General features: G+C 57.2%; 13 protein-coding genes. 8 read left to right on the top strand and 5 right to left on the bottom strand.

Annotated elements, in window-relative coordinates:
• The first annotated feature begins 3 nt into the window (after positions 1-3).
• Complete coding sequence (locus HL45_RS21430) at positions 4-507, top strand: hypothetical protein (protein ID WP_211250861.1); 504 nt, start codon at positions 4-6, stop codon at positions 505-507.
• Positions 508-864: 357 nt separating this feature from the next.
• Here the strand turns inward: HL45_RS21430 and HL45_RS21425 are convergent, their stop codons facing one another.
• Positions 865-1,281 carry a hypothetical protein gene (locus HL45_RS21425; RefSeq protein WP_211250860.1) on the bottom strand — a complete coding sequence of 139 codons (417 nt, stop codon included), beginning with the start codon at positions 1,279-1,281 and terminating at the stop codon, positions 865-867.
• Between HL45_RS21425 and HL45_RS14735 the strand changes: the two genes are divergently transcribed.
• The gene (locus HL45_RS14735; protein WP_368085935.1) at positions 1,168-2,799 is read left to right on the top strand and encodes a pentapeptide repeat-containing protein; all 1,632 of its coding nucleotides are present in this window, start codon (positions 1,168-1,170) and stop codon (positions 2,797-2,799) included. The genes HL45_RS21425 and HL45_RS14735 overlap by 114 nt on opposite strands.
• 112 nt (positions 2,800-2,911) lie before the next feature.
• The gene (locus tag HL45_RS14730; RefSeq protein ID WP_049971806.1) at positions 2,912-3,862 is read left to right on the top strand and encodes a hypothetical protein; all 951 of its coding nucleotides are present in this window, start codon (positions 2,912-2,914) and stop codon (positions 3,860-3,862) included.
• Positions 3,863-4,142: 280 nt separating this feature from the next.
• Here the strand turns inward: HL45_RS14730 and HL45_RS14725 are convergent, their stop codons facing one another.
• The 3 genes from HL45_RS14725 to HL45_RS14715 all read right to left on the bottom strand — a co-directional run bounded on the left by HL45_RS14725 (position 4,143) and on the right by HL45_RS14715 (position 6,096).
• Positions 4,143-4,631, bottom strand: coding sequence for a hypothetical protein (locus HL45_RS14725; protein WP_049971805.1), 489 nt, complete (start codon positions 4,629-4,631; stop codon positions 4,143-4,145).
• Positions 4,624-5,313 (bottom strand): nucleotidyltransferase domain-containing protein, encoded by a 690-nt coding sequence (locus HL45_RS14720; protein WP_049971804.1) that lies wholly within the window; start codon positions 5,311-5,313, stop codon positions 4,624-4,626. Before HL45_RS14720 ends, HL45_RS14725 begins: the two co-directional genes overlap by 8 nt.
• A 210-nt stretch (positions 5,314-5,523) precedes the next feature.
• Positions 5,524-6,096, bottom strand: a complete 573-nt coding sequence (locus tag HL45_RS14715) for a hypothetical protein (protein ID WP_049971803.1) — start codon at positions 6,094-6,096, stop codon at positions 5,524-5,526.
• 105 nt (positions 6,097-6,201) lie between these two features.
• Here HL45_RS14715 and ddh point away from each other — a divergent pair, with 105 nt between their 5' ends.
• From ddh to HL45_RS14695, 4 genes are all read left to right on the top strand, one after another.
• Complete coding sequence (gene ddh / locus HL45_RS14710; protein WP_049971802.1) at positions 6,202-7,137, top strand: D-2-hydroxyacid dehydrogenase; 936 nt, start codon at positions 6,202-6,204, stop codon at positions 7,135-7,137.
• Between the two features lie 238 nt (positions 7,138-7,375).
• A complete protein-coding gene (locus HL45_RS14705; RefSeq protein WP_049972068.1) occupies positions 7,376-8,761 on the top strand; it encodes an FAD-binding oxidoreductase in 1,386 nt (461 codons plus the stop codon).
• A gap of 389 nt (positions 8,762-9,150) precedes the next feature.
• On the top strand, positions 9,151-10,188 hold the full coding sequence (locus HL45_RS14700; RefSeq protein WP_049971801.1) for a DUF1611 domain-containing protein: 1,038 nt from the start codon (positions 9,151-9,153) through the stop codon (positions 10,186-10,188).
• A 1-nt stretch (position 10,189) separates the two neighbouring features.
• Complete coding sequence (locus HL45_RS14695; RefSeq protein ID WP_049971800.1) at positions 10,190-11,248, top strand: dipeptide epimerase; 1,059 nt, start codon at positions 10,190-10,192, stop codon at positions 11,246-11,248.
• Positions 11,249-11,460: 212 nt separating this feature from the next.
• Here HL45_RS14695 and HL45_RS14690 read toward each other — a convergent pair whose 3' ends face one another.
• The gene (locus HL45_RS14690; RefSeq protein WP_084156949.1) at positions 11,461-11,829 is read right to left on the bottom strand and encodes a DoxX family protein; all 369 of its coding nucleotides are present in this window, start codon (positions 11,827-11,829) and stop codon (positions 11,461-11,463) included.
• A gap of 177 nt (positions 11,830-12,006) precedes the next feature.
• Here HL45_RS14690 and HL45_RS14685 point away from each other — a divergent pair, with 177 nt between their 5' ends.
• On the top strand, positions 12,007-12,633 hold the full coding sequence (locus HL45_RS14685; RefSeq protein WP_049971799.1) for a helix-turn-helix domain-containing protein: 627 nt from the start codon (positions 12,007-12,009) through the stop codon (positions 12,631-12,633).
• Positions 12,634-12,852: the final 219 nt, after the last annotated feature.

Raw genomic sequence — 12,852 nt, 5'->3', positions numbered from 1 at the left:
ACAATGAGCACAACAGAGAAACTGTACCTTTCGTACACGGACGAAAAACCGTCTCTTGAAGAGTATGAAATCAAACACCAAGAGGTCGGAGAGTTCTTCGGTCACGAATTTACTTTCACCATAATTGGAGATTCTCACTACATCGGCTGTGAGGCGCTTCAATTCCATGAATTCCTCACGTGCAATCCGATTCAATCAGACACTACCCAACCAGAACCGGGAGAAAATCTCCGGCGTAGCCCTCATGGAATGGTCAACGTCGTACCGATTACGAAGGGCTATACGGAAACGCTCTCCCACGCGATAGACGATCTCGACATCACTGTCGAGTTCGCCAGTGAACCACTGTCTAGTTTCAGCGACCCGGCGGAATACGATATTGCATATCAGTTTGGCCCGGAGGCGTACACCTCGATTGACGTGCTAAGCGAGGTGTGCTACGAGACATATCACACGTATCCAGAACACGGTCTTGCGCTCCGCAGTGAAACGCGATTGGACCAATGAACGGTTGGAGAGTGACAGACAAACGCTGAAACGAATCCTGACGACAGATAGCGATACCGATGTCACAGAGTGACGCGCCGTCTACACGATAGAGCAATACCATACGACACGATGCCAACGAGCTGTTCATACACGTTTGACCCAGCGGAACACGAATCGACTACTGTACAAAGAGTGTGGGAGTGTCCCCACGAAGCGCATGCAGACCACCATCACTGCCAGTTCCATCTGGAACCAGAGGCACGTAGTGAGACAGGGATCTCCGAAAGCGAACTCTCTAAAGAGATCACTACAATTCTGAAGACTGGCACGCCCGAGGAGCGTGTGTTCATCGGGGCAACTCTCCCGGAGATCACGCTAGAGTATATCGACGTTGAGGGTGCCGACCAGCATCCAATTGACTTCCGACACACCACAATCGAAGGCGGCATCACCGCTTCTGACGCCCGGTTTGAGGAACCGTTTGATCTCCGCCACAGTGAGGTCGGGGGAATCGTTGCCGACGACTGTACGTTCGAGAACGGAATCCTCTGTAGTCACGCTACGATTACCGAGCAGGTGGACTTCTCCGATGCACTCGTGTTGGAGGGTGACAGCGATTTCACTGCCAGTCGTTTCGAAGGAGAGGTCTGTTTTGACGAGGCCGATTTCCGAAAGGACGTGAGTTTCGAGGAGGCCGTCTTCGAGGCTGACGCAAGCTTCCTCGCTGTACAGTTCTATGGCCGCGTGAACTCGATAGGTGACAACACCACGTTCGACGAGGCGACATTCCACGGCGATGTGACGTTTGAGTACGCTACGTTCGAATACACATCGTTCGAGGACGTTCTGTTCCACGGAGCGGCAGTATTCGAGAAAGCGACCGTGAACGGTGCGTTCCTCCTTACGGACTGTACATTCAGCGGAGTGGCTGACTTTGACGAGGTAACTTTCCACGACGACACCTCGTTCAGGAATGCACAGTTCGATGCACACGCGACATTTCGTGGTGTGGAGTTCCACGGAGGGGCGGCGGTTCTCGCCGACGACGTCACGTTCGAGGATGCCACATTCGCTGGAGAGGTCACGTTCTATCAGGGGACATTTCACTACTCCAACTTCAGTAATACAGCATTCCAGGACGACGTCAATTTCGAACGGACTCAATTCGATGACGACGCGGTGTTCGATGGTGCCACCTTCGATAGCGTTGCGGACTTCGATGAGGTTCTGTTCAATGGTGATGCGAGCTTCAAGGGCACAACGTTCAAACAGAAAGCGATCTTCCGAGGAGGGGAGTTCCTCGGTGGAACCAACTACCTACACGATGACGCCATCTTCACCGAGGCGATATTCCTCGATGATGCGGACTTCCACGACGGAGTGTTTACGTCGGCTAACTTCATGGACGCGAAGTTTGAGGGGAGCGTCGATTTCATCAACGCCGAATTCAATGACTCGATCAAGCTGAGGGCATCATCATTCGGGCAGAACACGTACTTCAATTTCACAGACGCCGAGGTTGACGACGGAGAGATCATTCAACCGGAGTCCGGATGGATTCGTTTTGACTTTACGAAAGCTACACTCGGGACGGTAACGCTCCGAGCAGAGAACCCGGACGACGAACGGGAGTTGCTGGATTACTTCCGCATCTGCGATACGACGTTCGAAGGGTTCGACTTCGCAGCACACACCGGATATTTAGACCGGAACGACTGGAACCTCCATACATTTGATGCGGGGAACCACGACTACGAGTTCGCCGCCGATCTGACTCCCGAGATGACCGAGAAGACGTACCTGAAAGCGAAAAACAGTGCATCTACGGAGAGTAACATCAAGGCCGCCGGAGAATTCCGAGTGAAGCGCCAGCAGTTCGCTCGGAAGAAGTTCATCGATATCGCTACTGACGCTTCGGAGGGAGTCAAAACGCGTTTCAAGAACTTCCTCAGGGGGGTAGAAAACTGGTTCCTCGGTGTGTCGTGTGGGTATGGACTGCGACTGTATCGAATTACGACTGTCTTCATCCTGTTCCCGCTCATCGCAGGGTTCGTCTTCGCGTTTGGTGGAGATCCGTTCGCCACCAGTGGAGACCAACTCTCGTCGATTGGAGCGTTGGCCACATCAGACGGGTTGCATACGTTGATGATCAACATCTACTTCAGCTACATCACGTTCCTCACTATCGGATACGGCGGCATCGGCCCCACTGGAATCGGCGCGAGGTTCACTGCGGCTGGACTCGTGTACTTGAACGTGATCCTCGCTGGGTTGTTCCTCTACGCCCTGATCAAACGTAGCGAAATCTGACGCTGGGGGTCGCTGCCCTCGCGTGACTGTTTTCCTGAGCGTTGAAGTATCAGCGCTACAAAACAGCTGACATGCTTCGTATTTCGACAGTCGAAGGAGCGATACAGCAACTATGAGCAGTACCGAATCATATTCAGGCGACGTAACGTTGACTGGTGACGAACAGACGCCAATCGAAATCGATGGTGCGGATAACGTTCACGTCCTCTCCGGGAGCATCGACGGCAACCTGAAGGTCGTGAATGCAGAGTACGTGTTCACGAATACGGAAACCGGCGGAGAAGTTGACCTCGACGGCATCGAGACGGAAATCTCTGGCGCGCTCGAAGACGGCTACGTGATGCCGGACGGTGCCACCGGCGATGTCGTGATACGGGACGCGGGGGACGTGTTCATCGAGCACAACGCCGTTAGCGGAGAGTTACAGGTCGTCGGGTCAGAACGCGTCTTCGACGACAGCGATGCCGGAACACCGACAGCTCGTGAGGAGTACGACGAGACTGTAACTGGTTGGGAGCGGTCTCTGCACAGCTCTGATCCGTCTACAGGTGTCGGTGTCGCTGGTGGCCGCTGTTCCGTAGAGATAGAGGAACTCACTCGGGAGATAGACTTGTACGTCACCGGTTGGAAGAACTCCGTGGATATCGAAGGGAATCGCGGAACCGTGAACCTCCACCTTGCCGGCTCGCATAACACTATCGAAGTGGCACCTTACGTCGATCTAAACGTAGCGACGGACACGGGGGTGGAAAACACGGTCACGGAACGGACGATTCCACACGAGGACATCATTCAGACGACGAAGAGCGAGGCGTATCCGTCATTCGGGCGGGCGAAAGTCACCTATCAAGAACCGGCCCCGGATCAGAACCACTGTCCATCCTGCGGGGCAGATGCCGCTACAGTAATCGAGCGTCATCAGGAGGATGCGTTTTTCCTGTTCGGACTCCCGATGTACACCTTCGATGAGGGCGGGGCATCCTACGAGTGCGAAGAGTGCTCCCGGAACGTCGGCCCGGACGTCAGCCTGTCCGAATCAGAACGTAAGAACATCCTTGGGTAGTCGGTATCAGAAGCGGTCTATGCCCGGGCGGCCGGTTGCAACAAGTTCGGGACGACCGGCCGCTGGAAGCAGGTCGGGTTCGACACTGGCTTGGGTACTGGTGCAGTGAGTCACAATTGTGGAGTTCACCTCCAGTATCAGAAGCGTACTTTCCGTGTAGCAAACACATGAGGTGACGTTTCTAGAGAAAGGCTAACACGATGCCAGCGTTCGTCGTCTAAAGTGATATGTTTCCCCTACTGGAAGACACCTTCTATTAGTAGCCGCGACTTGTGAAAATCTACTCGCAGATACACTCATGACCCTGCGAAGAGCGACCAACGACGAATCGGTGTATCTCCGACGCAAGCCCGTGCATTTTTTCCGCGCGATTCGCCGCCGCGACCCCGTCCTGATAGTACGTCTTCGCTCGGTGGTCGCGCCACAGGTCGGCGAGGTTGTCGGCGACTGATTCGGAGAAGATACCTGCGGATGCTGCTTCGCGGTAGACACCGGGATGCGTTTCGGGGAGCGAATTGGACTGTGCTGTCCCGCGCTCCAACAACCGAAACTCGACCGTTCGCTCGATGGCCGCGAACGCCGCTTCGATGACGAGTGTGTAGTAGCCTTCGTCGCGGAGCGCGTCAGCACCTGCGAGCAAACGACATGCCTTCCGAAGCTGCAAGAGAGCGGCATCCTCGACGGTCAGTCCGGTTTCGATGTCGTCTGGCCGCCTGTCAAAGGAGGCCTGTACCTCGTCTAGGAGTGTTTCGATTCTCGAACTACTCATCTGCGAAGACCCCCTTTCGAATCGACTGAAGCTGTTCGGTTCCGTACACAGTAATTCCTTCCTCGAAGATATCTCGCAACTTCTCGCCTGCTCGTCGCGCGCTCTCGGTCGATTCGACGTACGGTTCGAAGTCGAACCGGTCGCCGCCGAATCGACGTTCGCTCAGGTCGCTGACCACGTCCGTCACGTGGCGTCTCGCACTCGTTCTGTCGCCATCAACGACGACAAAGAGGTCAATGTCGCTCTGTCTGTCTGCCTCACCGCGAGCGACGCTTCCGAACAGGACGATACCGACGACAGTCTCGATATCGCCTGTCTCACCGAGTGCAGACTGAACTTCCTTGATGAACATTCGAACAGGGTCGTGAAACTCGGGTTGCTCGATGGCGAGTATTGGGTCGTCTTTTTGAAGACGTGTGGGGTCGATGGAAACGTAATTTCGCTGTGGCGTCTCACGAATTCGGACAACACCGAGATTGTCCAGTAGTTGTACAGCCCGCCAAACTGTCGAGCGAGTCACCCCTGTCGCATTGACGAGTTCGGAAATCGTGAACTCCGTATCGTTTGCGTCGGTCAACAGACGAAGAATGTCGTCTGCAACACCGATTCGAAACACGTTTGTATCGTCGCTGGGGAGAACGTCGATACAGACTCTTATCCGCTGTTTCTCTTCTTTGGACACTATCTGATTTCATGCAACAACATATAAACGGTGTTGGGTTGCGTATTTTTCGTGTAGCGATCCACACTGCGTGATGTTTTTCACTGCAAGCGCTCTATCACCGCTTGGTGGTGATGACGAAATGTTACCCCCACTGAGCCCCTTGTGATGATGGGTTTAACACCGAACCACCGCTAATTTACGACGCGAGGAGACAGCTCTCTGTCTTTCCTACACACTCTCCAACACGGCGATAGCTACGCCAGCCGCGCTCAAAACCTCTTGCGAAGTCGCCCTCGTACGCTCGATGCGAACGTCGTAAACGGTTCGCGGATGAAGTCGCCCAGCAACCTCCCCGATGTGCTCGCCGTTCGGCGCGTCGATTGAGAATGTCTGCGGAAGTGGAGAGAGCATCTGCGAGACGGTGTTCACCGCACCGATGAGTCCGCGTCGAGAGGTAACTTCGACGATTTCTTCGCTGTCTGGAAACGCGACAGTCCAGTGATGGCGACGAAAGTTAAGTTCTTTTGAGAGGGTGAGCAGCGGTTCCTCGCCTTCTCCAACGAGAAGAACGTAATCGCCTGCACTGTCGAACAACCGCTTCGAACGAACTCGAAACGCGATTTCGTCGTCCTCGTCACGAAACGGAAACGTTGCCATGCCCTCCGACACGTTTCGTCCGGTGTCGAGAATGCGATTGCCGTCCGAATCGGAAACCCGGAACTCCTCCCGGAGGAACTTTCGTTTGACGGTGTACGGTTCGTCCCCGAACGGCAGGTCACCAACCTCGTCGCGCACTGGCATCGTCCGACGATTCGAACGTGATGATAGTAATCTCTGCTGATGACTCGCCACATCCACTCTGCCACTGTCCGAAGATTCATTCCCGTGCCGTGGGTACCCCTGTCCATGCAGATTTCCCACCTCGGAATCCACGAATCGGTCGGTGCCGTCTTCCCACCCGAGCAGTTGCGCGAGGCGCTTTCGTCTATCGACCCGAACGTCGTGGTCGTCGGTGACGACCCGGACGAACTCGCGGAGTGTGACGCCGTGGTCACCTTCGCCCACCGGGACGGACTGCTCGATTCCGGACTGGAATGGGTGCATTCGATTCAGGCGGGGTACGACCGATTCCCGCTCTCCGAATTCGAAGACGCAGGTATCATTCTGACGAACAGCACGGGCATTCACGGCACCAGCGTCGGCGAATCCGTGCTCGGGATGATGCTCTCCATTTCCCGCCGACTCCACGTCTTTTCGCGCCAGCAGGCCGACCGCGAGTGGAATCGCCCCGATTGGGACGAACCGTTCACGCTCCAGCACGAACCGGTCTGTGTCGTCGGTCTCGGTACGCTAGGACAGGGAATCGCAAAACGGGCGGATGCAATTGGAATGCACGTCACGGGCGTCCGGCGCTCGGCCGAATCGGTGCCGCACGTCCGCGAGGTGTACGCGAACGACGACCTGCACGACGCGATTTCGGAGGCTCGGTTCGTCGCCTTGGCGACGCCCCTCACCGACGCGACGGAAGGGTTGATGGGTGCGGCGGAGTTCGAGGCGATGCGCGAGGACGCCTACTTCATCAACGTGGCTCGCGGAAAGTGCGCCGACCAGAACGCGCTGATTTCGGCGCTCGAAAGCGCCGAAATCGCGGGCGCGGCCTTAGACGTGTTCGAGGAGGAACCGCTTCCGGAGGAGTCTCCACTTTGGGAAATGGACGAGGTCGTCGTCACGCCGCACGTCGCGGCGGCGGAAATCGACTACTACAACCACATCGCGGAACTGGTTCGGGAAAACGTTCAGCACATCGATGCGGACGAGGAAATCACGAACCGGGTCGTGTAGTCCGCCAAACCGCGAACTGAGTCGCCTAATCCGACGCACCGTCCGACTAGACGAGTTTTCGACTCTCGCAGGCCACCTGTGGGCAGATGACCTGCGTCGGTGCCGATTTTCCGTGCATATTCGACGGCTTTGTCATTTGGTAACACCTAACGCAGATACTGTCGTAGAATCAGTTGCGCCCTTCGTGATGAACCGGAAACGAACGGTGTCGGGACGGGCGCGACAGACGGAGGACACTATGGCGACGACAGCAACAGACGAAACAACCATCGAACAGTTTCGGGAGGGGATTCGGGGGACGCTGATTCGGCCCGACGACGCGGAATACGACGACACGCGCACGATTTACAACGGGATGATAGACAAACATCCCGGACTCATCGTCCAGTGTGCCAACGTCGGTGACGTTATCGTGGCCGTGAACTTCGCCCGCGAGAACGACTTCGACACTGCGATACGGAGCGGCGGCCACAGTGGGCCTGGCCTGTCGTTGGTGGACGACGGATTGGTTATCGACCTGTCCGAGATGACAGGTATCCGTGTTGACCCCGACGAACGAACCGTGCGAGTCGAACCCGGTTGCACGTGGGGCGATGTGGATTACGCGACCCACGCCTTCGGATTGGCAACCGTTAGCGGGGTCATCTCCACGACCGGCGTCAGCGGCCTGACGCTCGGCGGCGGTCACGGCTATCTGACGCGAAAGTACGGCCTGACAATCGACAACCTGCTCAGCGCGGATGTCGTGCTGGCTGACGGCCGACTGGTGCATGCAAGCGAAGACGAAAATCCGGACTTGTTCTGGGCGCTCCGCGGCGGCGGCGGCAACTTCGGCGTGGTCGTCTCGTTCGAGTACGAACTGCATCCCGTGGACACAGTGACCGCCGGGCCGCTGTTCTGGCCCATCGAGGAACTCGAAACCACGATGCGCTGGTACCGAGAATGGCTCCCACAAGCGCCAGAAGACGTGTACGCCTTCTATCTGGTTGCGGAGGTTCCGGGTGACCCCTTCCCACCGGAGATTCACGGCGAGAAGGTTTGTGGCCTGATGTGGTGCTGTCTGGGTTCTGAAGAGCAAACAGAGGAGATGTTTCAAACGGCCCGCGACGTTGCGGAACCGCTGTTCGAACACGTCGGGGAGATGCCCTACCCGGCGCTTCAGAGCATGTTCGACGACCTCTACCCGCCGGGCGAACAGTGGTACTGGAAAGGCGATTTCGTGCGCGAACTCTTCGACGAAGCCATCGAGGTGCACAAACGCCACGCCGAGATGCCGACGCCGAAATCCACGATGCACCTTTATCCAATCGACGGGGCGGCTCACGACGTCGGTTCGGACGAAACCGCGTGGAACGCCCGCGACGCCAACTGGTCGATGGTCATCGTGGGCGTTGACCCCGACCCCGAAAACGACGGGAAAATAATCAAATGGGCGCGCGACTACTGGCACGACCTGCATCCGCACACGGTCGGTGGGTCGTATATCAACTTCATGATGGAAGAAGGCAAAGACCGGATTCAGGCCACCTACGGCGACAACTACGAGCGACTGCGGGAGGTCAAAGCCGAGTACGACCCGGACAACTTCTTCCACGTGAACCAGAACATCGAACCCGCGAACTGAAGGCTAGCGAATCGGATTTTATATTTTTGTAAAAGCGCGCGAGGGATGAGCGAACGAGCGACAGCAAGTGAGCGAATCGGTTGGGGAGGCGTGTGGCTGATTGCGGTGCGGTGGCGGTATGATTGGAGTCGTGACTTGCTATCGAAAACCCTCACCTGTCGTAAGTCGCGCACTACCAATTTCGTCGTGACGGGTATGTGGTGCGTGACTTGCTACTGGCCGTCTGAAGGTACCAACGATACTCACAAACGCAGCAGCGACGTTTCCACACGTCTTCTAAAAACTCCCCTCCGTATCACCTCATTTCTGTTCGAAAACCCACAGCAAGCGCGGGGTACCCTTCCATAAAAGGGGACAAACCTTTCATGGGCTGTGCGCCTGTGTAGCACATGAACCTTCGGGAGGCCTTCGACGCCCCTGCGCCCGCGATTATCCTCGCGGAAGGAGCCTTTGGAACCATGGACGGAAAGACGGCGAACGGGGTCGTCATGCACAGCGAACTGTTCGACGCGAAAGCGGTCATCGACTCGACGCACGCGGGAGAGGACGCGAGCGACGTTCTCGGGCGAAACGACGTCGAGAACGTTCCAATCGTCGCTTCAACAGAGGAGGCCATCGAACGCGCGCCGGACGCCGAAGCTCTCGTCATCGGCGTCGCACCCGCCGGGGGTGCACTGCCGGACGAATGGGTCGCGGACATCGAGGAAGCCATCCGCGACGGACTAGATGTCGTCTCCGGCCTGCACGTCTTTCTTTCCGACCAGTCCTCGTGGCAGTCGCTCGCGGACGAACACGGAATCCAACTCTTCGACGTGCGGAAACCGCCCGAGGAAGACGACCTGCGAGTCGGAGATGGAAACGTGGATGACGCGGACGCGAAAGTAGTCTTGACCGTCGGAACCGACTGCGCGGTCGGCAAGCGTACCACGACGTTCGAACTCTACCGCGCGGCAAAACGTGCCGGGCTGAATGCGGGGTGGGTCGCCACCGGCCAAACGGGAATCATGGTCGGCGCACACCGCGGAGTCGTCATCGACCGCGTCCCGGCGGATTTCACCGCCGGAGTCGTCGAAGACCTCGTATCCGCCGTCGCGGAAGACCAAGACATCGTTTTCGTGGAGGGACAGGCCGCACTCACCCATCGGGCCTACTCCGGAGTCACGCTTTCGCTCCTGCACGGCGCGTGGCCCGACGCCGTGGTGCTGGTCGCTGAACCAGACCGCGAACGACGAACTCACTTCGAACAGTGGCCGGTCGCGGGCATCGAGACGGAAATCGACCTCGTCACTGAACTGTCGGACGCGACAGTTGCGGGGATTTCGACGTGGACCGACCCGGAGAAAGCAGAGTATCCCGTTCCTGCCGCAAACGTCTACCACGAAAACGGGCCTGAAAACCTCCTTTCGTCGGTTCGAGAGGTGCTGTGAGATGGACAATCGGACGACGATACAGAACGCCGCAGTCTCGGCGCTCGATTTGCCCCTCCGCGAGCCGTTCGAAATCTCGCTTGGGACACAGCACCACGCGAACAATCTGCTCGTGACGGTCGAAACCGAGAACGCGACCGGATACGGCGAAGGCTCACCACTTACGCCCGTCACGGGAGAAACGCAGGAGGCAGCGCTCGCAACTGCTCGCGCCGCCGTCGAACTGCTGGAAGGAAAAAATCTCGCGGACTACCGGGAACTGATTGCTGAAGTCCGCGCTACGTTTCCGGGGATGGTGTCGGCTCTGTTCGCCGTCGAAACCGCGATTCTGGATGCCTACTGCCGGGAACGGAAAACGCCCCTTTCGGAACTGTTCGGCGGGTCGCCACGGCCAGTCACGACCGACCTCACGATTTCGATTCTGCCGCCAGAGGAGGCGAACGACCGTGCCACTCGCGCGGTCGAGGAGGGATTCGACTCGCTGAAAATAAAAACCGGAACCACCGTCGAGCGCGACGTTGCCCGCGTCGAGGCGGTTCACGACGCCGCGCCGGACGCGGAACTGGCGGTTGACGCGAATCAGGGGTGGACACCCAAGGAGACGATTCGGTTCGCCGAGGAACTCGAATCGCGTGGCATCGACTGCTCGCTCGTAGAGCAACCGGTTCCCGCGGACGACGTGACTGGACTCGCCCGCGCCCGAAACGCGGTTTCGTTTCCTGTCGCGGCGGACGAGGCCGTGTTCACGCCGGAGGACGCGATTCGCGTGATTCGTGAAGATGCCGCGGATGTAATCAACGTCAAACTCGGGAAATCGGGACTGCTCGCGGCGGCGGACATCGCGTCGATTGCGGAGGCCGCGAACGTCGAGTTGATGGTTGGCTGTATGCTCGAAAGTGCGATTGGGATTCATACGAGCGCGCATCTCGTCGCCGGAATCGGGTCGTTCTCGCACGTCGATTTGGACGGGAATCTCCTACTCGCGGAGGATGTGATTTCGACGGAACGAGGGCCGGAGATTTCGATTGGTGGGCCGGGACACGGAATTACGCCCGAGTAGTCGTTTTTAGGCGAGGCTGGCTCTGTCACAATCCACAACCAGTGACGTGGCCGTTCTAAACACTGGGCGCGTATCTTGCATCCGAAGCCATAACGAATTCATCCATATCTACGTCCGCGTAGTTATCGAGGGCGATCATCCCGCTTGAATCGTGCCTACGACTCCCGTCCCTACCGCAATCGGGGCAAGTACTGCTGCTCGTACTTCGATGGCTAAAACGACAGCAGGTGGAATCTCGTCACGAGGAGTCCGATGGTGAGATAGATCGATGGCCCGACAAATCTCCAGAGCGGATCGTCAACCCGGAAGAGATGTGTCAGGATGGCCCCGGCCATCGTGGCGACGATTAACAGTCCGCCGAGAACAGCGAGAATCGGCGCGAACACGAGACCGACGAGCAAGCCGAGACCACCAAATGCCTCGATGCAACCAGTAACGAATCGGAACCACTCTGGATAGCCGTATCGGTCGAAATCCGCTACCACGAGGTCAATGCCGATTAGCTTCGCAATGCCCGCAGCCAGCATAATGAGTCCGAGCAACCCTTGCACGAGGAGGATGACCGTTTCAATTGTGCTCATAGTCTACTACTCTTACGCGATTCGGACGAGTGTTCATTCGTAACGTTCTGTCCTTGTCTCCGACGAGAGGCATGGATTTACTACGATTGCTGAGACTACGGATTTAATCGTGAATATATTCACCTTTTTAACGCGCTGGGAAGTCTGTTAAGCCACTCGCCAGCCAATTCTGATAGTATGGTTCGTGTACATCTGAAGGTCAACATCGGGGCAGACGGCGACAACTGGCTGGCTGGTGTCTCGACCGACTTCTCGGACGCCGAGTTCAAGATTCTGACGAGCCAGCCCGTAGACGACGGCGTGCTCGAACTGATCGAAGTAACGACATCGGATGGTGACGCCATCATTCGCCGGTTCGACGACGCACCGGAGGTGCGCTCGTACGAAGTGCTCCATTCCAGCGACGGGACAGTAATGATCCAGTTGGTGTTTCCGATGCCGTCAACGTATGAGGCGAGACGTTCGATGGGCATTCTCCCACGATTTCCTATCATCATCCGAGATGGGTGGGCATCGGGTGAACAAACTACTTCACAGGAGCAGTTGTCGGAGTTGACTACCGAGTTAGCGGCGGCTCATATTCCGTACGAGATACTGTCGTTAACCCATTCATACGACTCGAACGGGCTTCTGACCGAGCGCCAGCGGGAGGTCATCACTGAAGCAGTTGAACGGGGCTATTACGACAGCCCTCGCGGCTGTACGTTAGTCGAACTTGCAGAAATATTGGGTGTCAATCAATCGGCGGCTAGTGGTGTCCTCCATCGAGCTGAAGGCCGGATTGTCACGGAATTCATCTCGTAGGCGGCAGAGGTAGATGAATCGCTTTTGTCTCATCCGGTTGCCGAAGGACAACCGATGACGAATTTACCGAGAACCACACCGTTTGTCGATACTACGTTGCTGAATGCATCCTCTGTGTCCAGCATACCATTCCTATCTCTTAGCGGGCGAGTGCGCCGAACTCGCCCGCCTGCTGTTTTAGCTGGGAACGGGCGAACGAACGCTGGAACGAGCGGCTTT

The organism is Haladaptatus cibarius D43 (genome assembly GCF_000710615.1).
GTDB classification, from domain to species: Archaea; Halobacteriota; Halobacteria; order Halobacteriales; family Haladaptataceae; genus Haladaptatus; species Haladaptatus cibarius.
Note: the sequence above shows the minus strand (reverse complement) of the source record. Positions and strands in the feature narration are given on the sequence as shown.

What these genes read in the sequence shown, in the direction of transcription:
- ddh (WP_049971802.1), top strand. Translation starts at nt 6,202, where the DNA reads ATGCAGATTTCCCACCTCGGAATCCACGAATCGGTCGGTGCCGTCTTC.
- HL45_RS14700 (WP_049971801.1), top strand. Translation starts at nt 9,151, where the DNA reads ATGAACCTTCGGGAGGCCTTCGACGCCCCTGCGCCCGCGATTATCCTC.
- HL45_RS14725 (WP_049971805.1), bottom strand. Translation starts at nt 4,631, where the DNA reads ATGAGTAGTTCGAGAATCGAAACACTCCTAGACGAGGTACAGGCCTCC.
- HL45_RS14730 (WP_049971806.1), top strand. Translation starts at nt 2,912, where the DNA reads ATGAGCAGTACCGAATCATATTCAGGCGACGTAACGTTGACTGGTGAC.
- HL45_RS21430 (WP_211250861.1), top strand. Translation starts at nt 4, where the DNA reads ATGAGCACAACAGAGAAACTGTACCTTTCGTACACGGACGAAAAACCG.
- HL45_RS14715 (WP_049971803.1), bottom strand. Translation starts at nt 6,096, where the DNA reads ATGCCAGTGCGCGACGAGGTTGGTGACCTGCCGTTCGGGGACGAACCG.
- HL45_RS14695 (WP_049971800.1), top strand. Translation starts at nt 10,190, where the DNA reads ATGGACAATCGGACGACGATACAGAACGCCGCAGTCTCGGCGCTCGAT.
- HL45_RS14690 (WP_084156949.1), bottom strand. Translation starts at nt 11,829, where the DNA reads ATGAGCACAATTGAAACGGTCATCCTCCTCGTGCAAGGGTTGCTCGGA.
- HL45_RS14705 (WP_049972068.1), top strand. Translation starts at nt 7,376, where the DNA reads ATGGCGACGACAGCAACAGACGAAACAACCATCGAACAGTTTCGGGAG.
- HL45_RS14685 (WP_049971799.1), top strand. Translation starts at nt 12,007, where the DNA reads ATGGTTCGTGTACATCTGAAGGTCAACATCGGGGCAGACGGCGACAAC.